At 62.3% G+C, this 24609-nt stretch carries 23 protein-coding genes, 1 pseudogene and 1 riboswitch; of the genes and pseudogenes, 12 read left to right on the top strand and 12 right to left on the bottom strand.

Translation table 11 applies throughout. The features are described 5' to 3' along the window. The first annotated feature begins 5 nt into the window (after positions 1-5). The 4 genes from fabF (at position 6) to gmk (ending at position 4446) form a co-directional block, all read left to right on the top strand. On the top strand, positions 6-1265 hold the full coding sequence (gene fabF / locus ADU59_RS07215) for a beta-ketoacyl-ACP synthase II (protein WP_068953146.1): 1260 nt from the start codon (positions 6-8) through the stop codon (positions 1263-1265). A gap of 277 nt (positions 1266-1542) precedes the next feature. Further along, entirely contained in the window at positions 1543-2724 is a 1182-nt protein-coding gene (mltG, locus tag ADU59_RS07220) for an endolytic transglycosylase MltG (RefSeq protein ID WP_068953148.1), read from the top strand. Between the two features lie 166 nt (positions 2725-2890). Continuing rightward, entirely contained in the window at positions 2891-3778 is an 888-nt protein-coding gene (locus ADU59_RS07225; protein ID WP_068953150.1) for a YicC/YloC family endoribonuclease, read from the top strand. A 2-nt stretch (positions 3779-3780) separates the two neighbouring features. Continuing rightward, a complete protein-coding gene (gene gmk, locus ADU59_RS07230) occupies positions 3781-4446 on the top strand; it encodes a guanylate kinase (RefSeq protein WP_068953152.1) in 666 nt (221 codons plus the stop codon). A gap of 64 nt (positions 4447-4510) precedes the next feature. Here gmk and ADU59_RS07235 read toward each other — a convergent pair whose 3' ends face one another. The 7 genes from ADU59_RS07235 to lptF all read right to left on the bottom strand — a co-directional run bounded on the left by ADU59_RS07235 (position 4511) and on the right by lptF (position 12842). Further along, positions 4511-5134, bottom strand: a complete 624-nt coding sequence (locus tag ADU59_RS07235) for a methyltransferase family protein (protein WP_068953154.1) — start codon at positions 5132-5134, stop codon at positions 4511-4513. An 83-nt stretch (positions 5135-5217) separates the two neighbouring features. Continuing rightward, positions 5218-6045, bottom strand: coding sequence for a 16S rRNA (adenine(1518)-N(6)/adenine(1519)-N(6))-dimethyltransferase RsmA (gene rsmA / locus ADU59_RS07240; protein WP_068953156.1), 828 nt, complete (start codon positions 6043-6045; stop codon positions 5218-5220). Further along, entirely contained in the window at positions 6045-7073 is a 1029-nt protein-coding gene (pdxA, locus tag ADU59_RS07245; RefSeq protein ID WP_068953157.1) for a 4-hydroxythreonine-4-phosphate dehydrogenase PdxA, read from the bottom strand. Before pdxA ends, rsmA begins: the two co-directional genes overlap by 1 nt. A 7-nt stretch (positions 7074-7080) precedes the next feature. Next, positions 7081-8019: a SurA N-terminal domain-containing protein gene (locus ADU59_RS07250; protein ID WP_068953160.1), complete on the bottom strand. Its 939-nt coding sequence runs from the start codon at positions 8017-8019 to the stop codon at positions 7081-7083. Between the two features lie 232 nt (positions 8020-8251). Further along, positions 8252-10585, bottom strand: a complete 2334-nt coding sequence (locus tag ADU59_RS07255) for an LPS-assembly protein LptD (RefSeq protein WP_068953162.1) — start codon at positions 10583-10585, stop codon at positions 8252-8254. Further along, the gene (gene lptG / locus ADU59_RS07260) at positions 10585-11670 is read right to left on the bottom strand and encodes an LPS export ABC transporter permease LptG (protein ID WP_068953164.1); all 1086 of its coding nucleotides are present in this window, start codon (positions 11668-11670) and stop codon (positions 10585-10587) included. Before lptG ends, ADU59_RS07255 begins: the two co-directional genes overlap by 1 nt. Beyond that, on the bottom strand, positions 11667-12842 hold the full coding sequence (gene lptF, locus ADU59_RS07265; RefSeq protein WP_068953166.1) for an LPS export ABC transporter permease LptF: 1176 nt from the start codon (positions 12840-12842) through the stop codon (positions 11667-11669). Before lptF ends, lptG begins: the two co-directional genes overlap by 4 nt. 323 nt (positions 12843-13165) lie before the next feature. Between lptF and ADU59_RS07270 the strand changes: the two genes are divergently transcribed. The 5 genes and pseudogenes from ADU59_RS07270 (at position 13166) to ADU59_RS07285 (ending at position 16111) form a co-directional block, all read left to right on the top strand. Then, entirely contained in the window at positions 13166-14662 is a 1497-nt protein-coding gene (locus ADU59_RS07270) for a leucyl aminopeptidase (protein WP_068953168.1), read from the top strand. Positions 14663-14670: 8 nt separating this feature from the next. Then, entirely contained in the window at positions 14671-15120 is a 450-nt protein-coding gene (locus tag ADU59_RS07275; RefSeq protein WP_068953170.1) for a DNA polymerase III subunit chi, read from the top strand. Then, on the top strand, positions 15120-15494 hold the full coding sequence (locus ADU59_RS07280; protein WP_068953172.1) for a barstar family protein: 375 nt from the start codon (positions 15120-15122) through the stop codon (positions 15492-15494). The genes ADU59_RS07275 and ADU59_RS07280 overlap by 1 nt, the downstream gene beginning before the upstream one ends. 81 nt (positions 15495-15575) lie before the next feature. Beyond that, positions 15576-15668 (top strand): annotated as a pseudogene (locus tag ADU59_RS29540) (DNA polymerase III subunit chi); the annotation flags it as partial. Between the two features lie 29 nt (positions 15669-15697). Beyond that, positions 15698-16111, top strand: coding sequence for a hypothetical protein (locus ADU59_RS07285; protein ID WP_068953174.1), 414 nt, complete (start codon positions 15698-15700; stop codon positions 16109-16111). A 14-nt stretch (positions 16112-16125) separates the two neighbouring features. Here ADU59_RS07285 and ADU59_RS07290 read toward each other — a convergent pair whose 3' ends face one another. Then, the gene (locus tag ADU59_RS07290) at positions 16126-17052 is read right to left on the bottom strand and encodes a Gfo/Idh/MocA family protein (RefSeq protein WP_068953176.1); all 927 of its coding nucleotides are present in this window, start codon (positions 17050-17052) and stop codon (positions 16126-16128) included. 175 nt (positions 17053-17227) lie between these two features. Here ADU59_RS07290 and ADU59_RS07295 point away from each other — a divergent pair, with 175 nt between their 5' ends. Further along, positions 17228-18070 (top strand): GNAT family N-acetyltransferase, encoded by an 843-nt coding sequence (locus tag ADU59_RS07295; RefSeq protein ID WP_083198159.1) that lies wholly within the window; start codon positions 17228-17230, stop codon positions 18068-18070. Positions 18071-18086: 16 nt separating this feature from the next. Here ADU59_RS07295 and ADU59_RS07300 read toward each other — a convergent pair whose 3' ends face one another. Next, positions 18087-18305 (bottom strand): hypothetical protein, encoded by a 219-nt coding sequence (locus tag ADU59_RS07300; RefSeq protein ID WP_068953179.1) that lies wholly within the window; start codon positions 18303-18305, stop codon positions 18087-18089. A gap of 189 nt (positions 18306-18494) precedes the next feature. Here ADU59_RS07300 and ADU59_RS07305 point away from each other — a divergent pair, with 189 nt between their 5' ends. Continuing rightward, positions 18495-19400, top strand: coding sequence for a DMT family transporter (locus ADU59_RS07305; RefSeq protein WP_068953181.1), 906 nt, complete (start codon positions 18495-18497; stop codon positions 19398-19400). 14 nt (positions 19401-19414) lie between these two features. Here ADU59_RS07305 and gcvA read toward each other — a convergent pair whose 3' ends face one another. Continuing rightward, complete coding sequence (gene gcvA, locus ADU59_RS07310; protein WP_068953182.1) at positions 19415-20335, bottom strand: transcriptional regulator GcvA; 921 nt, start codon at positions 20333-20335, stop codon at positions 19415-19417. A 119-nt stretch (positions 20336-20454) separates the two neighbouring features. Between gcvA and ADU59_RS07315 the strand changes: the two genes are divergently transcribed. Next, the gene (locus ADU59_RS07315; RefSeq protein WP_068953184.1) at positions 20455-21672 is read left to right on the top strand and encodes an MFS transporter; all 1218 of its coding nucleotides are present in this window, start codon (positions 20455-20457) and stop codon (positions 21670-21672) included. Between the two features lie 82 nt (positions 21673-21754). Here the strand turns inward: ADU59_RS07315 and ADU59_RS07320 are convergent, their stop codons facing one another. Continuing rightward, complete coding sequence (locus ADU59_RS07320; protein ID WP_068953186.1) at positions 21755-22456, bottom strand: DJ-1/PfpI family protein; 702 nt, start codon at positions 22454-22456, stop codon at positions 21755-21757. Positions 22457-22477: 21 nt separating this feature from the next. Beyond that, positions 22478-22558, bottom strand: a riboswitch (ZMP/ZTP riboswitch). A 156-nt stretch (positions 22559-22714) separates the two neighbouring features. Continuing rightward, positions 22715-24604, bottom strand: coding sequence for an ABC-F family ATP-binding cassette domain-containing protein (locus ADU59_RS07325; RefSeq protein WP_068953188.1), 1890 nt, complete (start codon positions 24602-24604; stop codon positions 22715-22717). Between the last annotated feature and the right edge of the window lie 5 nt (positions 24605-24609).

Below are 24609 nucleotides of genomic sequence, written 5' to 3' on the forward strand. Positions count from 1 at the left end.
GGGTTATGAGACGTGTCGTTATCACCGGTACCGGCATGGTATCTCCCTTGGGTTGCGGAACCGAGCTCACTTGGTCGCGGCTCATCGCCGGAGACAATGCCGCCCGCAGGGTTACCGAATTCGAAGTCGACGACCTGCCCGCGAAGATCGCCTGCCGCCTGCCGTTCGGCGATGGCACCAATGGTACCTTCAATCCCGACAACTGGATGGAACTGAAGGAACAGCGCAAGGTCGACAGCTTCATCATCTATGCGATGGCCGCAGCCGACATGGCGCTGGCCGATGCCGATTGGCATCCGAAGACCGATGAGGACCAGATCGCCACCGGCGTGATGATCGGCTCGGGCATCGGCGGTCTCGAAGGCATCGTCGACGGCGGTATTGCGCTGCGCGACCGCGGCCCGCGCCGGGTCTCTCCCTTCTTCATTCCGGGCCGCCTGATCAACCTTGCCTCCGGCCAGGTGTCGATCCGCCACAAGCTGCGCGGCCCCAATCATTCCGTCGTCACCGCCTGTTCGACCGGCGCCCACGCGATCGGCGATGCCGCGCGCTTCATCATGATGGGCGATGCCGACGTCATGGTGGCCGGCGGCACGGAATCGCCGATCTCGCGCATCGCGCTGGCCGGCTTTGCCGCCTGCAAGGCGCTGTCGACGCAGCACAATGACGACCCGACCAAGGCATCGCGCCCCTACGACAAGGATCGCGACGGCTTCGTGATGGGCGAGGGTGCCGGTATCGTCGTTCTCGAAGAGCTGGAACACGCCAAGGCGCGCGGCGCCAAGATCTATGCCGAAGTCGTCGGCTATGGCCTGTCCGGCGATGCCTTCCACATCACCGCCCCTGCCGAGGACGGCGACGGCGCCTATCGCTGCATGCAGATGGCGCTGAAGCGCGCCGGCCTGACGGCCGCCGACGTCGATTACGTCAATGCGCATGGCACCTCGACCATGGCCGACACGATCGAGCTTGGCGCGGTCGAGCGCGTCATGGGCGACCATGCCGGCAAGGTCTCGATGTCCTCGACGAAATCGGCGATCGGCCACCTGCTCGGCGCTGCCGGTGCGGTGGAGGCGATCTTCTGCGCGCTGGCGATCCGCGACAATGTCGCCCCGCCGACGCTCAATCTCGACAATCCGTCGGTCGAAACCAAGATCGACCTGGTGCCGCATGTGGCGCGCAAGCGCGAGATCAACGTCGCCCTGTCGAATTCCTTCGGCTTCGGTGGCACGAACGCATCGCTCGTTCTGCGCCGCTACGCCTGATGCCGCAGCCGGCGCCCACGGGTGCCGGCGCTGTCTCTAAACACGATAATTCCTCCCGTTATCGTGGTTTTGCCGCATTGCTCAGTTCAAACGTGGCATACGGGCGATTGTGACTGCAGCCTGTCGAGCCAAGGCTGGTCCGGGACCATGCCGGCACAAGGCGAAAAGTGTAAGGTCGCTGCAATCGTGTTGAGATGATTCTCTTTCCTGTTTCTCTTCTGGAGTTCGCATCAGGGATTGAGACGTGCATGATGCGAACTCCAGAACCAGGACACCTGTGAACGACGCAAACGAAAACAGCCCAGTGCCTTTCGGCCGTAACGAGGCGGGCAATACCGGCCCGATCATTCCGAAATCGGCGAGCGAAGCCCTTCGTCCGGAAAAAGTGCCGCAGCCGCCCAAGCGGTCGCGCAAGGCCAAAAGCCAGGTCGTCATCTTTCTGAATTTCGTGATGACCGTCGTCGTCTGCCTGACGATCGCCGCCGCCGGTACGGTCTATTATGCGATGTCGGCCTACGAGGAGAAAGGCCCGCTGACGGCAAACACCAATTTCATCGTGCGCAACGGCGCCGGCATCCAGGAAATCGCCAGCAGCCTCGAGCGCAGCAATATCGTCACCGACGGTCGCGTTTTCCGCTTCATGTCCGAAGCCTATCTCGAGGACAACGATACGCTGAAGGCCGGCGAATACGAGATCAAGGCCGGCTCCTCGATGCAGGAAGTCATGCAGCTGCTGAAATCCGGCAAGTCCATTCTCTATTCGGTCTCGCTGCCCGAAGGCCTGACGGTCAAGCAGATGTTTTCCAGGCTGAGCACCGATCCGGTGCTGGAAGGCGATCTTCCGGCCCAGGTGCCGGCGGAGGGCAGCTTGCGGCCGGATACCTACAAGTTCTCGCGGGGCACCAAGCGGGCGGAAATCATCGCCCAGATGGCGGCGGCGCAGAAGGTGCTTGTCGACCAGATCTGGGACAAGCGCGATCCGAACCTGCCGATTTCGAGCAAGGAGGAGTTCGTCACGCTGGCGTCGATCGTCGAGAAGGAAACCGGCATTGCCGACGAGCGCTCGCGGGTCGCCTCCGTCTTCATCAATCGTCTTGAAAAGGGCATGCGGCTGCAATCCGATCCGACGATCATCTACGGCATCTTCGGCGGCGACGGCAAGCCGGCCGACCGGCCGATCCTCAAGTCGGACCTCGACAAGAGCACGCCCTACAACACCTATCTGATCAAGGGCCTGCCGCCGACGCCGATTGCCAATCCGGGCCGGGCGGCGCTGGAGGCGGTCGCCAATCCGTCGCGGACGTCGGATCTCTATTTCGTCGCCGACGGGACCGGCGGGCATGTGTTCGCAGGCACCCTCGACGAGCACAACAGCAATGTCAGGCGCTGGCGCAAGATCGAGGCTGAAAAGGCGGCTGCGGCGGCAAAAGCGGCCGAGCCCGCGCCCGCGCAGGAGTAATCGGCCCGAATCTGCTATTCCGGTTGTGGATGATACGGCTCCGCTACGCTTGACCCTTGCGGTCGACCGTGCCGGGGCCGTACACGTTCAGATATCAAGTCAATGTTCCACAGCGTCTTTTGCCCGCCGGCTGGCGCGCAGACGGTGTGGGGGCAAGGAGAAAACGATGCCGCTGCAATCCATGACAGGATTTGCCCGCCGCGAGGGGACCTCCGGGCGCTACCGCTGGGCATGGGAATTGCGATCGGTCAACGGCAAGGGCCTCGATCTCAGGCTGCGGCTGCCGGCCGGCACAGAGCATCTGGAGACCGAGCTGCGCAAGCTGGCGGCAGAGAGCTTTTCGCGCGGCAACATGCAGGTCAATCTGACCGTCAGCACCAGCGAGGCCGGCGTCGAAACGATCGTCAACCAGGCGGCGCTGGCCGCCGTGCTGTCGCTGCGCGAGCAACTGCGCGATGTGATCGACCCGGCGCCGCTGCGCCTCGACACGCTGCTCTCCATTCGCGGCATTGTCGACTTCCGCGAGCCGGAAGAGCAGGAGGGTGAGCGCGCAGCGCGCGACGCGGATCTCCTGTCGGGCCTGCGGCTGGCGCTTGCCGACATGGCGTCGATGCGCGAAACCGAAGGTGTGGCCCTGCGCCAGGTTCTGCTCGACCAGATCGACAAGATCGAAGCCCTGACCGGCGCGATCGAGGCCGACCCGTCGCGCAGCGTCGCTGTGATCACCGCCCGCCTTGCCAGCCAGGTGGCGCTGGTGATGGACGGCGGCTCGACGGTCGATCAGGATCGCCTCTATGGCGAGGTAGCGCTGCTGGCGGCCAAGGCCGATATCCGCGAGGAAATCGACCGCCTGCGCACCCATGTGGTGGCGGCCCGCGATCTTTTGCACAAAGGCGGCCCCGTTGGCCGCAAGCTCGATTTCCTTTCTCAGGAATTTAACCGCGAATCAAATACCATCTGTTCCAAGTCGAATGCCGCGTCGGTGACCGCCGCCGGGATCGAGCTGAAGGTCGTTATCGACCAGTTCCGTGAACAGGTCCAAAATCTGGAGTGACCATGAGCCCCGCGAGCCCGCCATCTTCCAAAGCCATTCAGCGCCGCGGCCTCATGCTGGTGATTTCCTCGCCATCGGGCGCGGGAAAGTCGACGATTGCGCGCAATCTGCTCGAAGCCGATCCGCATATGAGCATCTCCGTCAGCGTCACGACGCGCAAGCGCCGCCCGAGCGAGATCGAGGGGCGCCACTATTTCTTCAAGTCGATCCGGGAGTTCGAGGGGCTGCGCCAGACCGACGCTCTCCTGGAATGGGCCGAGGTTCACGGCAATTTCTACGGCACGCCGCGCGATGCGGTGGAGACTGCCATGTCGGAAGGGCAGGACATGCTGTTCGACATTGACTGGCAGGGCGCCCAGCAGCTTCAGGAAAAGATGGGCGGCGATGTCGTGTCGATCTTCATCCTGCCGCCGACGATGGCCGAACTGCAATCGCGCCTGCACCGCCGCGCCGAGGATACCGAAGAGGTCATCGCCACGCGGCTGGCCAATTCGCGCTCGGAGATCGAGCACTGGCTGGAATACGACTATATCGTCGTCAACGAGGATCTGGACAGCGCCTTTGCGTCGGTCCAGGCCATCGTCGAGGCGGAACGCCTGCGCCGCGACCGGCGCCCCGGCCTGTTCGAGTTCGTCAACGGGCTTCTGACGGAAACGCCGCAGCTCTGATCCCGTCTCTCGATGACAGGAGCCTGTCCTATAGGTCCCTGTCATCGAAGCTTGGTGTCAGACTTCAGGGAATATAGAGCAGCGTTGTCAGATAACCCGTGGTGTGCAGCTTCTCCAGAAGCTCAATGGCCGGAAACAGCGCCAGCAGGCAGATCGCATCGCGAAAGGTCGTCGCCAGCGCGGGTGTCGAGAAGGTGACTTCCGTTTCGCTCCGGTAAAGCCGCAGATCCGGCCAGAGAAGCGGCGTTTCGGTTGCATAGGCGTCGTAGTCGGCGCCGAACTTGGCGCGCAGATAGGCGGCTTCCCGCAGCGAGGTGGCGCGAAAGATCAGGAATGCCACACTGGCAAGTGCCGCGGTGATCAGCAGCGAGCCGAACATCAGGCCGATACCGGCCACTCCGATCAGCGAGAAAAGATAGAGCGGGTTGCGGCTGACGGAATAGGGACCGTCGGTCACCAGCCGGCTGTTCTTGTGCGATCCGATATAGAGGATGCTCCAGAGCCGCCCGAGGATCGCGGCGAAAAGCAGGGTGACGCCCGACATCTCGATCGGTTCATGCAGCCCGCTCTCTCCGCCCAGAAGCGGCATGCTGACGATGAAGATCGACAGAAAAGCCACGGCGAGGAGCCAAAGCGCATGGATGCGTAATTTCTGGTTGAAGGCTGCTGGCTGAGATACCGTCGTCATGCTCGAAATCCCCTTTTGCACGCAGATCGAAAGTGCGTGGAGATGTTTCTGGCTGACTTGTTTAACAGGCGTGCGACGGCCGGTCAGAGGCAGTTGGCAATCCGGCAGAATTCTTCCACGGACAGCGTTTCGGCTCGCCGCTGGGGATCGATATCGGCCTTGGCCAGCAGGGCTTCGCCGCCGATCGACTTGACGCTCTGGCGCAGCATCTTGCGGCGCTGGCCGAAGGCGGCCATCGTTACCTTCTCCAGATTGGCGGCTGAGCAGGGGATCGGGTTTTCGCGCGGTTCCAGATGGACGACGGAGGAGGTGACCTTCGGCGGTGGGGAGAAGGCCTGTGGCGGCACGTCGAAGGCCATGCGCGCCTCCGTCCGCCAGCCGCAGAGCACGCCAAGCCGGCCGTAATGGTTGTCGTCGGCATCCGCCACGATCCGCAGGCCCACCTCGCGCTGGAACATCAGCGTCATCGACTGGTAGAACGGCGGCCACGCATTCGGCAGCAGCCAGTTGACCAAAAGCTGCGTGCCGACATTGTAGGGCAGGTTGGCGATGATCTTGACGGGGCCTTCGGTGGCCAGCGTCTCGAACGGCGTCTTCAGCGCGTCGCCCTCGATGACGTCGAGGCGGCCGGGATAAAAATCGGCGATTTCGGCAAGGGCCGGCAGGCAGCGCGCATCGCGCTCGATGGCAATGACCTTCTTGGCGCCAAGCGACAGGACGGCGCGGGTCAGCCCGCCGGGGCCGGGACCGACCTCGATCACCGTCACGCCGTCGAGCGAACCGGCGGTGCGGGCGATCTTCTGGGTGAGGTTGAGATCGAGCAGGAAATTCTGGCCGAGTGCTTTTTTGGCGTCAAGACCATGGCGGGTAATGACGTCGCGCAGTGGCGGCAGGCCGTCGATCGCCGCCATCAGCTCTTTCCTTTCGAAGCATTGCGGCCAAGCTGCTGCGCCATCGTCAGAGCTGCCAGCAGGCTGTCGGCACGGGCGATACCCTTGCCAGCCAGAGTGAAGGCGGTGCCGTGATCCGGCGAGGTGCGGATGAACGGCAGGCCGAGCGTGACATTGACGCTGTCGTCGAAGCCGAGCGCCTTGGCGGGGATCAGCGCCTGATCGTGATACATGCAGATCGCCACGTCATAGGTCGCGCGGGCGCGGTCGTGGAACATGGTGTCGGCGGGCAGGGGGCCGGTGATATCGACACCCTCGGCCCGCAGCCGCTCGATGACGGGGCGGATGACCGCGTCGTCTTCCAGCCCCAGCGCACCGTTTTCACCGGCATGCGGATTGAGGCCGGCGACGGCGACACGGGGAGAGGCCAGCCCGAACCGGTCGCGAAGGTCGCGCACGGTGATCGCGCAGGTCCGGTAGATGAGGTCCGGGGTCAGTTGCGCCGGCACGTCCTTCAGCGGGATGTGGATCGTCACCGGAACGGCCATCAGCTTCGGTCCGGCCAGCATCATGATGGGCAACAGTTTCTCGCCGGTCAGCCGTTCGCCGATATCGGCGAGAAATTCGGTGTGGCCGGGAAACCGGAAGCCCGCGTCGTAGAGCACGGATTTGGCGATCGGATTGGTGACGATGGCAGAAGCCGTCCCCTCCATCGTCAGCCGGACGGCCGTTTCGATGGCGCCGGTGATCGCGCCGGCATTGGCAGAATCCGGCTGGCACGGGGTGACGGCTGCGGTGCAAGTGAGCGGCAGGACCGGCAGCGCCTGTTCGAAGGTGTCGATGGCTCCCTCGCAATCCGTTTCGCGGATCGCGACATCATGGCCGAGAAGACGGGCGCGATCGGTCAGTGCTGCCGGATCGCCGATCAGGAGGAAGGGCGGGGTCCGCCAGGTTTGTCTGTTCATCCAGACGGCCAGGCTGATGTCGAGGCCGATCCCGGCCGGGTCGCCCATGGTCAGGGCGAGCGGCCTGTCGCGCATTGGAGGCATGATGCGGCTACTTTTCGACGATCTGCGCCTTCTTGCGCAGTTCCTCGATATAACGCTTGCTGTTGGCGTCTTCGCCTTCCTGCTTCTTGCCGAGGTCTTCGGCACGGAAGACGATTTCGGCGGCGAGGTCGTCGGAAACCTCACGCTTCTTGCAGATGGCGAGATATTCCACGCCCCGGTCGGTGACGCGGGTTCCGGTCGTAATACCGTCGCCGGCCTGTTCGACCAGCGGCTTCCAGTCGGCGGGAATTTCCTGGGCCATCATCCGGCCGAGATTGCGCACCGAGACATCCCGCATGGTGGCGGCAAAGACCTTGGCCTGATCGCAGCCCGGATATTTCGCGCGCGAGGCATTGGCTTCCGCCTGGCGCTTGCCGATGATGGCGTTACGCTTGGAGGCCGGCACGACGAAAATGACTTGCTGCAGGAAATATTCCGTGGTCACCGGCTTGGTGCCCTTTTCCTGCATGCGCCGGACGAGATCCTCGTTGGAAAGGCGCCCGCCGCCACCACCGCCGAAGCGGGCGTTGACGACACGCGGCCAGCTCATGGCAACGGCGACATAATTGCGGAAGTGATCGAGACCGACACCCGCCTGATCGAGAACGTGCGACAGCTGTTCGACGGTCAGCTTGTTGCCGGCGGCAAAGCGCCCGACGGCACCATCGACATCGGTGGTGCTGACGGAGGCACCGACCCGGAGAACTTCCTCGCGCTTGAGCGCTTCGTCGATCAGCTGCTCGCGGGCGGCTGCCGTGCCGCCACCCTGCTTCTGCAGGCGCATGAAGGCGGCGCGCTTGGCGATGTCACCGGAGGTGATGGGCGCACCGTTGACGACGGCGACGACCTTGCTTTCGGCGTAGGCTGCAGGCGCTGCGGCCAATGCCAGGCCGCAGGCCAGGATCATTGCCGAAACCGTGCGCGTGATCGAAAGTTTCCCGCCCATTTCTTATCCTTTTCATTTTCCGCTGAACTGACGTGTCCGCGGATCAAGGTCTTTGTGCCAAGCGCAATCGTCCTGCGCATTTCTTTGCAAGGATGCATAATACATGCGGCCGAACAATGACAAGACCTGCCGACCGCTCCAAAACACGGATTCGGCTGCCGTTTACCTGCGGCAATGCTTTTAGGGCAGGATTGCCGCAGGATTAAGGAGCGCGCTGCCGAAACGGCGCGTCTCAGTTCAGGCCGTCGAACTTCGTATCGCCGACGTCGATATCACCCAGCGTGCGGAAGCTGATGCGTGCGCCGATCGACCAGTCGTTGGCGACGGACTGATCGGTATCGCGTTCTTCCTTGTAGACGATCGAGAAGATCGTATCCCGGTCGTCATAGGTGACGCCGAACCCGTTGCGCGTCACGAGGTTGCTGTTCAGATCGTAGGTGACCGACCCGAACACCGACCAGTAATCGGCGAACTTGTAGGCCGCCGCCGTCTGGATTTCGTCCTGGTCGCGGACCGAGCCGTAGAGCGGCTGTGCCTTGATGCTGGTATAGGTCACTGCCGTCTGCCACAGGATGCCCTGGTAGCCGAGCGTCGCATCGGCACGGCGCAGATCGAAATTCTTTTCGTCCAGGCGGCCGCTGAGGCTGGCCGTGATGCCCGATGGCGCATCGATGCCGACCATGCCGACATAGTCGGAGCGGTTGGTTTCAAGACCGGAATTGGCGCCGGCCTGGACCAGGTCGTCGGTCGCAAACGAATTCAGCCCGCCGAGATGGAAGGACTGGCCGGCAATCGCCCGAAGGGCATAGCCGTTGCCGAGCGCGCCGGTATAGCGGACGCCGAGATTGGCCCGCGTGCCGCCTTCGATGCGGTCATAGCCTGAAAACTTGTCGCGGTCGAACAGCGTGGTCGCATCGAAGACGAAGCTCTGTGCGTCCTCGTTCGGCAGGCCGCCGGCATATTCCTCGTTGGGACGGGCAAAGATCTGGGCGATCGGCTCGATGATGTGGCTGCTGTAGTCGGTCGTCAGCAGGATGGGATAACGCGCGTCGATCCCGGCCGTCAGCATGCGCCGGGTGGCGGCGTCGCCATTGTCGAAGTTGCCGGTATAGTCGTCGCCCGGATCGGACATGGAGGATCCGATCGCATCGCCGCGGGCGGCAAGGATCGGCGTCAGCGACAGGCCGCCCGGAATGATGAAGTTGCGCTTCCATTCCAATTCGGCGCTCAGGCGGTGATACGTGCCGTCGAGACCGGGAAAGCGGTTGACGATACCCGGTACCGACAATTCGTCCTGACGGTTGCGGTTGATATTGGTCATGTTGATGTCGGCGGTCAGCTCGCCGCCGAACACCGGCTTGGGCGCGGTATAGGAATAGTCGAGAACCTGCGCTTCGGCCTGCTTGTTTTCGGCAATGCTGTTGGGATCGGCATCCTGGATGTCGAAGTAGAAGGCGCGCATGTCGAAATAATTGCGCTTGCCGAGACCGGTCAGGTAGGCCTGGTTGGTATAGGTCGTGCCGTCGAAGGTCGACAGTTCGTAGGTCTTGGCGAAGTTGTTGTCGCTCTGCACCAGCACGTTCCAGCCGAACGTCCAGCGCGGATTGATCTCGAACTTGCCCTCAGAGGCAATCATGCCGCGGGCTTTTTCCTGGGCATCGACGGTGCCGGCGGTAAAGCTGCTCCGGTTCATCTGGTCGATGCCGGCCATGGTGAGGATATGCTGGCCGTTTTCGAAGCGCTGGCGGAATTCGCCGGCGAGCAGGAAACCCTGGCGGGTCAGGCCGGTTCCCGTGACGGTCGCATCCATATAGGGCGAGATCGCCCAGTAATAGGGGACGCTGACACCGGCGCCGAGCTTCTGGGTGTAGCGGAAACTCGGAAACAGGAAGCCGCTCTTGCGCTTGACCGTCTGGTCGGGAACCTCGAGCACAGGCAGATAGAGGATCGGCTTGCCGAACAGCTCGAACCGGGCCTTCTCCATGCGGATCGTATGGGTCTTGCCGTTCTGGACGATCCGCTGCGCCTTGACGTGCCAGAGCGACTTGTGGTCGGGATCGGTGGCGCAGGGCGTGCATGCGGTATAGACGGCATTGTTGAGGATCATTTCCTCGCCGTTGCGCCGCTCGCCGGTGACGGCGGCAAGCTTCGTCAGGTCGGTCGTTTCGACGCGCAGCCGCTCGATGAAGCCGTTGCCGAAATCGTCGGTCACGTCCATCTGGTCGGCATAGACCTTGTTGCCGCCGGGCTCGATCAGCTCGATTTCACCGGTGGCGATGATGCGCCCGGTCTTCTGGCTGTATTCGACCTGCTGGGCGACCATCTGGTAGCCGCCATAATTGATCTGCACGGCGCCGCGCACGATCACGCGCTCCGCGTCCTTGTTATAGACAAGCTCGTTGGCCGACAGAAGCATCTTGGCGTCGTCGGGGATGTTCGGCTTGAACGAATCGATATTGGTTTCCTGCGCCCATGCGGGGGCGGCGGGAGTAAACGTCTGGAACGCAACGCCGGAAAGCAGAATGGCCGTCAGCAGCCTGATATGTTTGCGGTTGCCTGCCGCCACTAGCCGTCCTCCTCATGCAATAGAATCGTCGAACCCAGCGCCATCGCTACAACAACTGGCAACCAGGCTGCAACGAACGGAGGCACAATGCCGCTGCTCCCGAATGCTTTTACAAGCACGGTGACGACATAAAGCACGAAGCCCGACAGGATTCCACCGAGAATTACCGGTCTCGATTGGTTAAACCGGCTAAATTTGAGCGAGACGCTTGCAGCGATCAACGTCATTGCCACCAGAAGCAGCGGAAGCGAAAGCATCGAGTGGAATTGGGTTTCCATGGCGTTGGTCGGGAAGCCGAACGATTTTGCCACTTCGATCTTGTGCTTCAGGTCGAAAAACTGAATGGAATCAGCCTTCGCCAGTGTTTCCTGGACGAATTCCGGCTTGAGATGCGTCGGCAGCTGTACCGTTGCGAGACGGCGCGGCAGCTCTCCGTTGCGCGTTTCCGTCACACCGTTCAGAAGCCAGTAACCATCTTCCAGTTTTGCTGTTGCCGCGTCCTGTCTCGAAACGATCGTGCCAAGCGGATCGAAATGGATCACCGTGACGTTGACCAGCGTCCTGCCTTCGTCCTGAACGGACCGGGCGCCGATGATCGTGTCGTCCTTGCCGTAGATCTGCCGCAGCCAGGGGATCGAAATCGCCGATTTGGCCGAGGACGAGCTTCCCCATTCCGCTTCCAACGCTTCGGCCTTCTTGGTGCCCCAGGAGGCGATCGGATTGAGCGCAATCACCGTCAGCACGCCGAACAGGAAGGCGCCGATGACGAAGGGCTGCAGGAACTGCCAGACGGAAATGCCGGCGGCGCGCGTCACCACCAGTTCGTAGCGGCGGTTGAGCGAGATCAAGGCCGCCATGCCGGCAAACAGGGCGACGAACGGCACTGTCTGCTGCAGGATCATCGGAATGCGGAACGTCGTCATCAGCAGGGCGCCGGCCACCGAGTATCGCGGCAGCTGCGACATCCGGTTGGCAAGCTCGCTGAAATCGATGATGAAGATCAGCGCGAAGATGCCGGCGAGGAACCAGAAGGTGGTGATCGCGTATCGCCTGAAAAAATAACGCCCGAGCGTGGTGAAGATCATGGAGCCGTGTTCCCGTCAGATGCAGGCGCGGCCTTTGTCAGGCGCAGGCGAACCAGGATCTCGTTGACCTTCTGCTCCAGGGTGAGCGGAATTTCAAGCCGCCTGTTGCCCATCAGCTGCCGTATCGCCAGATAACCGGTGAGAAGCGGGATCAGATACATGATCAGAATGAAGGCGCGCGATTCCTCCGCGCTGTTGGCGGCGTAGAATGTCAGCCAGCGGATGAACAGGCAGGTCAGCATCGCCGCGATCATCGGATGCACGCGTGCTTCCCGGTGCGAACGGGCGTCACTGCTGACAACCAGCGTGACCAGGGCGAAAAGCAGGGGATAAGTCCATTCGGTGAACCGGCGATGCAGCTCCGCCGTGAAGGGCATCGGGTTCTTCGCGTAAACCGGGTCCTTCGGATCCGGATTGATGAGGAAGGGCAGGTCCCGGTCCTTGGCGCGAATCGTCGCTTCGCCCGCCGATTTCGTCATGTCGGTCAGGTCGAAGGCGTAGCTGTCGAACTTGATGATCGAGACGTTGCCGTCAGGCAGCTTGCGATGCACTTCGCCGTCCTTCATCACCAAAGCAGATCCGCTTTCGTCGACGGCGCCTTCGCGGGCGTAATAGACGAGCTCATAGGCGGGATCGCGCGAATCGGCGACGAAGATGCCGTGCAGAACGCCGCCGCTGCGCCGCGATGCGACCTGGACATAAAGGCCGTCGCCGATCTTGCGGAAGGTGTTTTCCTGAACGATCGACGACAACAGGTCGGCATGGGCTGTGGCGATCATCTTGCGCACGGCGATGCGCGAATAGGGTTCGACGAAATTGTCGACGGCAAACGAGACGACGCTGAGCGCGATGCCGAGATAGAGGATCGGGCGGATGATCGTCATGCGCGAGGCGCCGGCGGCGTTGAGAACCGTCAGCTCCGAATCGGAATTCATCGCCGTCAGCGTCTGCGCCACGCCGATAACCAGCGCGAAGGGCAGAATGAGCGGAATGATCGTCGGCAGGATGAGCGTTGCCAGGCGCATGAAGGCGAAGACCGACTGGCCGCTGTCCGTCACCAGATTGACGCTCGTCAACGCCTGAGTCGTCCAGACGATCGCCATCAACGGCAGAAGCGTGACAAGGAACATGCCCGTCGCCCGCTTCAGGATATAACGCTCGATCAACTTCATGCGTGGTCCTGGCTCATCTTCCCGCCGTTCGCCCAGTCTGGCGCCGCCGATAGGTATCGGCCCGGTCCGCGAGTTCCTATTGCGCTGATCGAACCGGTTTGCAAGTTTTTCACGACAACCAAATTGTAAAGGGGCAGGGCTAAGGCTCAGCAAAGAATGATAGTTAACGGCATGTAAACACAAGGGTGCGTCTTGCCAAGGGCATCAAAACCAAGAAGGGTGGGTGAACCTGTTTCCGGGCTTGCAGTTGATGGCGAATGTTTGCCACTGTAGCCGCGATGTAACATACCGGCGTCCGCCTGGGGTCATTCTGGAGTCTCTTCATGTCATTGAAATTCGAAATCGGTTTCAGCAAATCGGCACGCCTGTCCGGTGGCCTGGCGATCCTGCTCAAGACTCTTGACGGAAAAGAGGCGGCGGGAGCCGCGGAGGCCGATCCCGAGGCGATTGTCGCCAAAGCAGCCCGGATTGCGAAATTCAAGGCCAGGTCGCTGAGCACGCTCGATATCGTCGCGCCGCATGGCGCGCCGGTCGACCGTATCCTGGTTCTCGGCATCGGCGATGGCACAGGCCTTGCCGCGCATGACTGGCTGAAGGCCGGCGGCGCGGCGGCCTCGAAGATCCGCGGCGCCGACAAGGTGGCGATTTTCCTCGATGCGCCGGGCCTTGAGGTTTCGGGCAAGGCGGCTGCCGATTTCGCGCTTGGCATGGAGATGAATGCCTACAGCTTCGATACCTACAAGACGACGAAGAAGGACGACGACGACCAGAAAGGCCCTCCGAAGCCGGTGAAGGTCACCATCGTCACGGGCGCGGTGGTCGCGGCAAAGAAGGCGGCGGTGATTTCGCAGGCGGTGGGGGAAGGCGTCTTCCTGGCGCGGACCCTGGTCAACGAACCCGCCAACGTGCTCGGTCCGGTCGAATTCGCGGCCAAGGCCAAGGAGCTGGAAAAGCTCGGCGTCGAAGTCGAGATCCTGACCGAGCGCGAGATGAAGAAACTCGGCATGGGCGCGCTGCTCGGTGTCGCGCAGGGCTCGGTGCGGCCGCCGCGCCTGGCGATCATGCAGTGGAAGGGCGGAAAACCGAAGGACAAGCCGGTGGCCTTTGTCGGCAAGGGCGTCGTCTTCGACAGCGGCGGCATCTCGATCAAGCCGGGCGCCGGCATGGAGGAGATGAAGGGCGACATGGGCGGTGCTGCCGCCGTCACCGGCCTGATGCATGTGCTGGCCGCCCGCAAGGCGAAGGCCAATGTCGTCGGCATTATCGGCCTTGTGGAAAACATGCCGGATGGCAACGCCCAGCGTCCGGGCGATATCGTCACCTCGATGTCCGGCCAGACCATCGAGATCATCAACACCGATGCCGAAGGCCGGCTCGTGCTCTGCGATGCGCTGTGGTACTGCAACGACCGCTTCAAGCCGCAATTCATGGTCAACCTGGCGACGCTGACGGGGGCCGTCATGGTGGCGCTCGGCAGCCATCATGCCGGCCTGTTCACCAATGACGACAAGCTTGCCGGTCAGCTGACGGCGGCGGGACTGATAACGCAGGAGCGGCTGTGGCGCCTACCGCTCGGCAAGGAATACGACAAGATGATCGACAGCAAGTTTGCCGACATGAAGAACACCGGCGGCCGCTATGCCGGCTCGATCACCGCGGCCCAGTTCCTCAAGCGCTTCGTCAAGGACACGCCCTGGGCGCATCTCGACATCGCCGGAACCGCGATGGGCTCGCCGACCGACGAGATCAACCAGTCCTGGGCCTCCGGCTTCGGCGTGCGGCTGCTGGATGAGCTGATCCGCGCGAACTACGAGAGCTGATCTGAGACGTGACGGAAATCCTGTTCTACCATCTGACCGAATCCAAGCTCGAAGACGCGCTGCCGCCGCTGCTTGACCGCTGCGTCGAGCGCGGCTGGCGCGTCGTCGTGCAGACGGTGGCCGAAGAACGCCGCGACATGCTCGACAATCATCTCTGGACCTACCGTGACGACAGCTTTCTGCCGCACGGCACCGATGCCGCCGAATTTGCCGGCGACCAGCCGATCCTGTTGACGGCCGGCGCCGACAACGGCAACGCCGCCACCGTCCGCTTCCTGATCGACGGCGCCGAACCGCCTCCGGTCGCCGGCTACGAGCGGGTGGTGTTCATGTTCGACGGCTATGATCCTGCGCAGCTGGAAGGCGCGCGGGCGCACTGGAAGGTGCTGAAGGGCGAGGGGCATACGCTGACTTACTGGCAGCAGAATCAGGATGGACGCTGGGTGAAGAAGGCGTGATGTCTGTGGGGCCGCATCAGCATCATGCCACACAAACCCTCGTCGTGACGATACCAACCGACAGAATTGTCGATTGGGACAGCTTCCACTCGGTGTTCAAAGAGGTGTTTGGGTTCCCGGAGTTCTACGGCCGGAACCAAGATGCTTGGATTGATTGCATGGGCTATGTCGATGATCCGCAGAGCGGCATGACAAATGTCTGCATCGCACCGGGAAATGTACTTGCGCTTCGCATCGACGATGCAGTTGATTTTAAGCGCCGTTGCCCGGAACAATACAGCGCTCTCATCGAATGTGCCGCTTTTGTAAACTATCGTCGCTGGAACGCGGGCGAAAAGACGCTGCTAACGCTGATGCTTACGGGACATTTTTGATGCTGCCGGAGGTGGAGATAAGCACGGCGACAAAAATGAGCGGTAGGTATCGATATTGAGACGAGAAGAGTCAGTTTCTGTGCGCGGATGTACTGGAAGAGGCTGAAAGGTCAGGGGCACACGCTGACCTACTGGCAGCAGAATCAGGATGGGCGCTGGGTGAAGAAGGCTTAGCTTGAGGGGCAAAGGTGTCGACGGAACGTATGGACGAGAAATCTTGGCGAGCGATTCCCGGCGGCGAAGCGCTGATCGCCTATTTCGGGCATGTTCCATTTTTCCATGATGGCGAGATTACGCAGGTGGTTCTCAATCGACGCTCTACCAGCACGATCTCAATTCATATTTGGGGAATGGATCCCGTCAAGCACGCAGTGGTGACGTTGTTGATCGATGATATCATCGATCTCGAGCTCGAAAACTTCAGCCCGCAGAATGTCATCGGCGATTTGATCATTCGCCCGTTGCCTGAACGCGACGACCGCAGGGATTATTATCCCAGAAGTCAAACAGAGAGTGATGTCGAGATCGTATTTGTACCGATTTACGGGTTGGCCGGTGTTCTTCGCGCAGGCTCGGTCTCTCTGACGTTCGTCCCGGGAAAACCCCGGGACGCTTAGATCAGGCCGAAAACTCAATCGAAAAACGCATCCACGAACTTGCGCCGTCCGAGCATGAACGCATCGGCCACGTGGCGCAGCGGTGCCAGATCGACGTCGGATTTTTTGGCTTTGACGATTTCGGCGAAGCGGGCGTAGAGGGCCGGGTATTCCTGTTCGGGCTCGTCATGCACCAGCTTGCCGTCGATCGACAGCTTGGCGCCGCCTTCGGAGAGAACCATCATGCCGGCGTCGGTTTCGGCGACGATATCCCAGCTCTGGTGGCCGGTCTGGCGCCAGTCGAATTCGGCCGAGACCGGCAGGTTGTTGGCGTCGCTGAAGACGATCGAGGCGGCGATCGGGGCGTCGCGGTTTTCCGGGAATTCCAGCGTCGCAGAGGTGATGAACAGCGGGTTGGGCAGGATATGGGTGACGATCGACAGGGCGTTGATGCCGGGATCGAAGACGCCGAGGCCGCCGGCGGCCCAGATCCAGTCCTGGTTCGGATGCCAGTGGCGCACGTCTTCCTTCCATATCACCTTGACGTCGTTGATCTTGGTGGAGGCGAGGAAAGCCTTTGCGGCTTCGACGGCCGGCGCATAGCGCGAATGCCAGCTGGCAAACAGCGACAGGCCTTTTTTATCGGCGAGCGCCTGCAGGTCGGCCACTTCGCTCAGCGTCGCGCCCGGCGGCTTTTCGAGGAACACATGCTTGCCGGCTTCGAGCGCGGTGCGCGCGGCCGCATAGCGGAACTGCGGCGGCATGCAGAGCGAGACGGCGTCGATGGCCGGTACCGCTTCGAGCATCGCCTCGATCGACTTGAAATTGTCGATGCCATCGACGACGCCGTGGCGGCTGGCGGCGGCGATCAGCGTGTAGTCGCTGTTCTTCGCAATGGCAGGAAGATGCTGGTCGCGGACGATCTTGCCGACGCCGACGATCGAGATATGGATGGGGCTCATGGTGTTTCGCTCGATTTGTATGACTTTATGACGGGCTTTGTAGCAGAAAGAGAGGAGCGGGCAAGCGGCTGCCACGAAGCATAAACGATGACGCGCGGACAATCGTGGGCGGGGGTGGTGGACAATGGCCATGCCGCGCTATTTGGATAGGCTGCCACGCAGAACAGGAGTGCCCATGTCCCCGATCATTCGAAAAGCCAGCCGCGCCGATCTCGATACGCTGATCGACTGGGCGGCCAGGGAGGGCTGGAATCCCGGTCTCGACGACGCGCCGGCCTTCTGGGCGGCGGATCCGGACGGCTACTGGATCGCCGAGGAGGATGGCAGGGTGGCGGCGGCGCTGTCGCTGGTGCGCACCGGCGAAGATTATGCCTTCCTCGGTTTCTACATGGCCCATCCGGATTTTCGCGGGCAGGGGATCGGGCTCATGCTCTGGCAGAGGGCGGTGGCCGAGGCGGGTGGTCGCACGATCGGGCTCGACGGCGTGGTGGCGCAGCAGGACAATTACCGCAAGTCCGGCTTCGTCTATGCCCATGCCAATTTCCGCTATGGCGGCGAAGTCCAGTGCACCGAGCCGCCCGGCACGGAACTTGTGTCCGTCTCTCCAGTGCATGTGCCGATGCTGGTCGATTATGACGCGAGGTTCAATCCCGCCCGGCGCGATGCCTTCCTGCACGAATGGCTGAAGCCGCTGGAAACGCGCGAGAGCTTTGCGCTGCTGCGCAATGCCGAGGTGCTTGGTTACGGCACCATCCGCGCCTGCCGCGAGGGTCACAAGATCGGCCCGCTGTTTGCCGATACGGAAACCGGCGCCGACCTGATTTTCCGCAAGCTGGTGACCAGCGCCGGCGGCGGTCAGGTCTATCTCGATATCCCCGAGCCGAATGCGGCGGCGCGGGCGCTGTGCGACCGCTACAATCTGAAGCCGGTGTTCGAGACGGCGCGGATGTATCGCGGCCCGGTGCCGGAGCTGCCGCTCGGGCAGATCTACGGGATCACCACATTCGAGCTGGGATAGGGGGCGGTCGGCGGCATCAGGTCCAGGCGAGAAGGGTGTGATGGCCGCCGATGATGACGATGCTGGCAAAGACGCTGATCACCAGAAGCACGACGAGAACCCAGAACAGCCGGCCGGACGGCGCAGCGTCATCGGCGAAAACCGGATCCGTGTTGCGCAGCGCGTTCATCGCGTGCCGGGGATTGCCCCATTTGACGCGCCGGAACCGGAAGGCATTGTGCGGTTCGTGTTTCATGGCAGCGAATGGTAAGGCCGCCATTTGAACGATAGCTTAAAGGTTTTGTTAGAAGTTTAGCTTTTCCTTTTGGATGGGGCGAATACCCGGCGGGCAGATTTCGACACTTCGCCCTTCATCGAAGCATTCCGCGTGCCATGGGCGATAGAGCAGGATGGAATTTGGCAATCCTCCTGATATGAGACGATCATGACACCGGACACTATCAATCTGAAAAAGGAACTGGCGCTGCTGCTGGCGCTCGCAACGCTCTGGGGCGCATCCTACACCTTCATCAAGATCGGCGTGGAAACCATCCCGCCGATCACGCTGATTGCGGCGCGCACCCTGATCGCCGGCCTGCTGTTGCTGGCGGTGATCCGGTTTCGGGGGCTGACCCTGCCGAGGGATATCGCCACCTGGGGCCGGTTCCTGTTTCAGGCCTGCCTGAACAGCGCGATCCCCTTCACGCTGATCGCCTGGGCGGAAAAGACGGTCGATGCCGGTCTGGCCGCCATCCTGAATTCGACGACGCCGATCTTTGCCTTTCTGCTGACCGCCGTTCTGAGCCGCCACGAGCCGGTGACGGGCCGCAAGCTGTTCGGTGTCATCGCCGGGATTACAGGGATTACCCTTGTCGTCGGCCTGGAGGCGCTGAATGGTGCCGGTGACGCATTGCCGGCGCAGCTTGCCATCGTCGCCGCGACGCTATGCTATGCGGGCGCGGCCATTTTCGGCCGTGGTTTCAAGGCCCTCGATCCGATGATGCCGGCGGCGGGCTCGCTCATCTGCGGCGCGGTGATCCTCGTGCCGCTCAGCCTTGCGGTTGACCGGCCCTGGACGCTGGCGCCGTCCATGCCATCGCTTCTCGCCCTTATCGGCCTCTCGGTCTTTTCGACCGCACTTGCCTTCGTCATCTATTTCCGGCTCGTGCATACGCTCGGCTCCGTCGGGACGACGGCGCAGGCCTATCTGCGCGTTCCCATCGGTGTGGCGATCGGCGTCGTCTTTCTGGGAGAGAGCGTCAGCAGCACGGCATTGGTGGGGCTTGCCTGCGTCATCACCGGGGTCGCGGCGATGACCATTCCGGTCCGCCGACGTGCCGTGACCGGTTGAGGGCAGGTGCGATATCAGCCTGTCCCGGCCTCGCTGTGCAGCCAGCTGACGAAACTCGACGCCAGCGGATTTTGCATCGTCTCCAGCGGAGAGACGACAAAATAGGCGAAATTCGGCGGGCCGCCGATCGACAGGGCAAACGGCCGCACCAGCCGTCCTGCGGAGAGGTCGTCGGCCACCAGAGCCTCGTCCCCAAGGGCGATGCCTTGCCCGTCTATGGCAGCCTGAATGGCATGATGGGTATCGTCATAATGAAGCCCCGGCTTCGGTTCGAAACCGTCGACGCCGGCCGCCTGCATCCATGCGCGCCAGTCCGGCCACACGACGCCTTGCCCGCTCCATGATTGCTGGATCAGCGTGTGGCGGAGAAGGTCTTCCGGCGCGGCAAGGGGCTGCCCGCCCTCCAGCAGCCGGGGGCTGCAAACCGGATAGATCACATGCTCGAACAGCCGTTCGACATAAAGGCCGGGATAGGTTCCCGGGCCGAAATGAATGGCCACATCGACCTCGTCGCGATCGAAGTCCTGCATGGCGCAGGAGACGGTGAGGCGGACATCGGCATTCGGCTCCTTCTTCGCGAACCGGTCGAGCCGGGGCACCAGCCATTTGGCGGCGATCGAGGTCGATGCGTTGACATTCAACCGGACCCTTGTTTGCTGCCCCTGACTCCGTCTTGCGCGGACAGCGGCATGGCCAAGGGCGCCCAATGCTTCCGACGCCGCCGCATGCAGGATTTCTCCGGCCTGCGTCAGCTGCAGCGCGCGGCCCTTGCGGGCAAACAGCACGACGCCGAGCTGCGTCTCGAATTCCTTGATCTGGTGGCTGATCGCAGCCGGAGTCAGGTTCAATTCCGTTGCCGCATGGGTGAAATTGAGAAGCCGTCCGGCCGCCTCGAGCACCCGCAGGGAACGTGTACCGGGAATATGTCGGGCCATGGCGAGAGCTTCAAATAAAACTAACAGATACAGCCAAGATTATTTGCTTCCGCAGGCTGCGGCAATGGCCAATAGCTGTGGGCCAAACAGCGCTTCAAATTTTCTTTGACAGAGGCAGAATGCAGTCCCGCCCGTTCGACCGTTTCTCATTCGCGTTCACAGCCGCCTGCGTGGCGATGACCAGCGTTACCTATGGCATGGGGCGCTATGCCTATGGCCTGTTCCTGCCGTCCATCCGGCAGGAATTCAATCTGAGCACCTTCGATCTCGCCTTGATCGCCAGCCTCAACACGGCGGTCTATCTGCTGGCGACGGTGATCGCCTCGGGAATAGCCATCTATTTCCGCCCGCGCACATTGATCGTGGTTTCAGGGCTCGTCACGACGTCGGGCCTTCTGATCGCCGGACTGGCGCCGAGTTTTCCCGTAGCCGCGGGCGGTATCATTCTGGCCGGTGCCGGCGGCGGCATCCTGTCGCCGGCGATGTTCGAGGCGATCGAGGCGTGGTTGTCGGCGGGCTGGAAGGGCCGTGCGATCGCCGTGGTGAACGCCGGCGCTGCTCCCGGTCTCATTTTCACCGGTCTGGCCGCCTATTGGCTGCAGGCGTCCTGGCAGCAGGCGTGGATCGCCATGGCCGGCATCGGTCTCGCCGTCACGCTCTGGAACGCGTGGCTGCTTCCGGATCGGCGGCTTGTCCAGGCGCACGCGAAACCGAAACTGCCGCTTCGCCCCGCGCTGTTCCTGCGGGCAGAGTGCATGCCGCTCTATCTGTCGCTGTTCGTCTACGGATTGCTGTTCAGCACCTATCTGACCTTCGCCGTCGATCTGATCCTCTCGACCGGCGGCATGGCGTTTCCGGCGGACCGGCTGTTCTGGGTGCTTCTGGGCCTTGCCGGCCTGCCGGCGATGTTCACGGGCAGGGCCGTCAGCCGGTTCGGCGTCCGGGGGCTTCTGGCCGTGAGCATGCCGCTATGCGGCCTTTCATATGCCCTGCTGGCCATGGCGCCCGGCAATCAGGCCGTCGTTCTGATCTCCGCCGTCCTGTTCGGCGTCTCGTCGATCGCGCCGGGAAACGGCTTTCTGGTGTGGGGGATTTCGCTTTTCCGCGACCGGCCATCGGCAGCGACGGGTGCCGTGTTCGTCGTGCTGTCGCTGGCCATCATCACCGGTCCGATCCTCGTCGGGCTGCTGTCCGCCCGGATCGATCTGTTGTCCTTCTTCTACGGCGTGGCTCTGCTGTCGGTGCTGACCATCCCGCTTTTCCCGCGCCGGATTTTCGGCACGGAGGAAACGATGGCCGGCGAGCCGGGACTGCCCGCCGGCGCTCCGGGCGGATGAGGGCCGATCAAGCCCCTACATCCGGGGGCAGGCCTTGCATGCCGGCGACGGTGATAGGCTCGCCGGATTGAATTCCAAGTGATTATGATAGGTTGAGACGTTCGGCTGCCCGTTCCGTCGCCGCCCGTCGCCTCGCCAAAAAAGCCGCGATCTTTCCGCGAACCTTGGCCACCAGCTCCGGTGATGCGGTGCGCGGCGAACCACAGGGATAGGGAGGTTCAGGATCGTATTCCATTTGGAGCTGAAGTTCTCTGGCCACGTCCGGACCGGCCAAGTCCGCTACGACGGTCAACGCGAAATCGATACCGGACGTCACTCCTGCACCGGTGATACGGTTGCGATCCCGAACCACCCGTTCAGGGACAGGTGTCACGCCCAACATCGCCAGCTGATCGATCGACGACCAATGGGAGGTGGCTCGATAACCCGTCAGCAAGCCCGCAGCCCCAAGAACAAGAGATCCCGTGCATACGGATGTTATCAGCCTGCAGCCAGGGGCAATGCGCCGAAGAAAAGCGAGGACCTCTTCGTCATCCATCAAGGCGATTTGGCCTGGCCCACCGGGAACACAGATCACGTCAAGATGGTCGCAATCATCGAACCGCTCCGTAGGAACGATTTGGATTCCCTTATCTGATGGTACTGGATCGAGTGATTTCCAGAGAAGCGCGACTTCGGCTCCTGGCATCCGGCCGAAAACTTCTACAGGGCCCATAAGGTCAAGCTGCGTCAGCTGTGGAAACAAAACAAGGCCGATACGGACGACGCTGGCTTCAGTCTGCATGGTACATCCCTCTGATATTCAATCGGGTATCCGGGCGCGCGGCTAAAAAAATCGATGCTCCCCGATGGTGTTCCATTCTCGTCGCCAGTCGCACCGACAACGAAAAGATAGCAAACGCGGACCATCCACAAGCTTGCGAGCGCGTTGGTTTTCGGAACATTTCCGTGAGTTCAGCGCGTCAATTCAACTTTGCGCAAGCGTGGGCGCTTGAGCTGGCCGGTCGTAAAACACCTCCGGCCGGCTCGGCACAAGCATCGATCAGCCCGCCATCGCCTGTTCGTATTCGTCGGACAGTGTCATCCACTGCTCTTCGGCCTTGCTCAGCTTGGCCACCACCTCGGCGCGTTCCTTGACCTTGGCGGCGGCCTTTTCCGGGAATTTGTCGTAAAGGTCCTGGTCTTCAAGCTCCTTGTCGAGGGCCTGAATCTGTTTGTGCAGTTTTGCCGTCAAGGATTCGACATCGTTGATCTTTTTCTTCAGCGGCGCGAAGGTGGCGCGCTTGTCGGCATTGGCCTTGCGCTGCTCGGCCTTGCTGAGCTGCTCCTCGCCGCCATTGCCCTTGTTCTTGCCGCCCTTGCCCCTGGAGCTCTGGACGATGGTCGCGCGGTAGTCCTCGAGGTCGCCGTCATAGTTGGAGACGGTGCCGTCCTTGACCAACCACAGCCGGTCGGCCGTCGCCTCGATCAGGTGGCGGTCATGCGAGATCAGGATGACGGCGCCGGTATATTCATTCAGCGCCTGGATCAGCGCGTTGCGGCTGTCGATATCCAGATGGTTGGTCGGTTCGTCGAGGATGAGCAGGTTCGGTGCGTCGAAGGCGGCAAGGCCCATCAGCAGGCGGGCCTTTTCACCACCGGAGAGGTCCTTGGCAGGCGTGCTCATCTTGGCGGTCGCAAGGCCCATCTGGGCGACGCGGGCGCGCACCTTGCCTTCGGTGGCACCGGGCATGCGCTGGCGCACATGCTCGACGGCATCGTGTTCGGGGATCAGGTCGTCCAACTGGTGCTGGGCAAAGAAGCCGATCTTCAGGCCCGGAGCGACCTGCACCGAACCGCCGGTAGCGGGCAGGCGGCCAGAGATCAGCTTGGCGAAGGTGGACTTGCCGTTGCCGTTCGAGCCGAGCAAGGCGATGCGGTCATCGGTGTCGATGCGCAGCGACAGGTGCTGCAGGATCGGCTTGCCGGGCGTATAGCCGACGGTGCCGCTTTCCAGCGCGATGATCGGCGAGGCCGCTTCCTTTTCCGGATCGGGAAACTTGAAGCCCTGGACGTGATCCTCGATGACCGAAGACACCGTGCCCATGCGTTCCAGCGCTTTCACGCGGCTCTGCGCTTGTCTTGCCTTCGAGGCCTTGGCCTTGAAGCGGTCGATGAACGCCTGCAGATGCTTGCGGGCCGCATCGTTCTTGACCTTGGCCTTGGTCTGCAATTCCATCGCTTCGGCGCGCTGGCGCTCGAACTGGTCGTAGGAGCCGCGATAGAAGGTCAGCTTCTGCTGGTCCAGATGGATGATGGCGTTGACCGCGGTGTTCAACAGGTCGCGGTCATGGGAGATGATGATGACCGTATGCGGATACTTGCTGATGTAGTCCTCAAGCCACAGCGTGCCTTCAAGGTCGAGATAGTTGGTCGGCTCGTCGAGCAGCAGCAGGTCCGGCTCGGAAAACAGCACGGCGGCCAGCGCCACGCGCATGCGCCAGCCGCCGGAAAACGACGAGGCTGGGCGCAGCTGCGCTTCGGCATCGAAGCCGAGGCCGGCCAGAATGCTGGCGGCACGGGATTCGGCCGAATGCGCCTGAATATCGGCAAGCCGCATATGGATGTCGGCGATCCGGTGCGGGTCGGTGGCGGTCTCGGCCTCTGCCAAGAGTGCCTCGCGCTCCTTGTCGGCTTTCAGCACGATCTCGATCAGCGGCTCCTCGGTGCCCGGCGCTTCCTGCGCCACCTGGCCGATGCGGGCGTTCTTCGGGATCGAGACCGAACCAGTCTCCGCCTCCATGTCGCCGGTGATAATCTTGAACAGGGTCGACTTGCCGGCGCCGTTCTTGCCGACAAGGCCAGCTTTGATACCCGCCGGCAGCGCGACGCTGGCCTGGTCGATGAGAAGGCGTCCGACAATGCGGGCCGAAAGGTTGTTGAGCGTGATCATGGCCG

This window comes from Pararhizobium polonicum (genome assembly GCF_001687365.1).
Taxonomy (GTDB): Bacteria; Pseudomonadota; Alphaproteobacteria; order Rhizobiales; family Rhizobiaceae; genus Pararhizobium; species Pararhizobium polonicum.

Excerpts from the sequence above, each read along its gene's own strand:
- fabF (WP_068953146.1), top strand. The coding sequence starts at position 6 with ATGAGACGTGTCGTTATCACCGGTACCGGCATGGTATCTCCCTTGGGT.
- ADU59_RS07225 (WP_068953150.1), top strand. The coding sequence starts at position 2,891 with ATGCCGCTGCAATCCATGACAGGATTTGCCCGCCGCGAGGGGACCTCC.
- gmk (WP_068953152.1), top strand. The coding sequence starts at position 3,781 with ATGAGCCCCGCGAGCCCGCCATCTTCCAAAGCCATTCAGCGCCGCGGC.
- ADU59_RS07235 (WP_068953154.1), bottom strand. The coding sequence starts at position 5,134 with ATGACGACGGTATCTCAGCCAGCAGCCTTCAACCAGAAATTACGCATC.
- rsmA (WP_068953156.1), bottom strand. The coding sequence starts at position 6,045 with ATGGCGGCGATCGACGGCCTGCCGCCACTGCGCGACGTCATTACCCGC.
- pdxA (WP_068953157.1), bottom strand. The coding sequence starts at position 7,073 with ATGCCTCCAATGCGCGACAGGCCGCTCGCCCTGACCATGGGCGACCCG.
- ADU59_RS07250 (WP_068953160.1), bottom strand. The coding sequence starts at position 8,019 with ATGGGCGGGAAACTTTCGATCACGCGCACGGTTTCGGCAATGATCCTG.
- lptG (WP_068953164.1), bottom strand. The coding sequence starts at position 11,670 with ATGATCTTCACCACGCTCGGGCGTTATTTTTTCAGGCGATACGCGATC.
- lptF (WP_068953166.1), bottom strand. The coding sequence starts at position 12,842 with ATGAAGTTGATCGAGCGTTATATCCTGAAGCGGGCGACGGGCATGTTC.
- ADU59_RS07270 (WP_068953168.1), top strand. The coding sequence starts at position 13,166 with ATGTCATTGAAATTCGAAATCGGTTTCAGCAAATCGGCACGCCTGTCC.
- ADU59_RS07280 (WP_068953172.1), top strand. The coding sequence starts at position 15,120 with ATGTCTGTGGGGCCGCATCAGCATCATGCCACACAAACCCTCGTCGTG.
- ADU59_RS07285 (WP_068953174.1), top strand. The coding sequence starts at position 15,698 with ATGGACGAGAAATCTTGGCGAGCGATTCCCGGCGGCGAAGCGCTGATC.
- ADU59_RS07290 (WP_068953176.1), bottom strand. The coding sequence starts at position 17,052 with ATGAGCCCCATCCATATCTCGATCGTCGGCGTCGGCAAGATCGTCCGC.
- ADU59_RS07295 (WP_083198159.1), top strand. The coding sequence starts at position 17,228 with ATGTCCCCGATCATTCGAAAAGCCAGCCGCGCCGATCTCGATACGCTG.
- ADU59_RS07300 (WP_068953179.1), bottom strand. The coding sequence starts at position 18,305 with ATGAAACACGAACCGCACAATGCCTTCCGGTTCCGGCGCGTCAAATGG.
- ADU59_RS07305 (WP_068953181.1), top strand. The coding sequence starts at position 18,495 with ATGACACCGGACACTATCAATCTGAAAAAGGAACTGGCGCTGCTGCTG.
- gcvA (WP_068953182.1), bottom strand. The coding sequence starts at position 20,335 with ATGGCCCGACATATTCCCGGTACACGTTCCCTGCGGGTGCTCGAGGCG.
- ADU59_RS07315 (WP_068953184.1), top strand. The coding sequence starts at position 20,455 with ATGCAGTCCCGCCCGTTCGACCGTTTCTCATTCGCGTTCACAGCCGCC.
- ADU59_RS07320 (WP_068953186.1), bottom strand. The coding sequence starts at position 22,456 with ATGCAGACTGAAGCCAGCGTCGTCCGTATCGGCCTTGTTTTGTTTCCA.
- ADU59_RS07325 (WP_068953188.1), bottom strand. The coding sequence starts at position 24,604 with ATGATCACGCTCAACAACCTTTCGGCCCGCATTGTCGGACGCCTTCTC.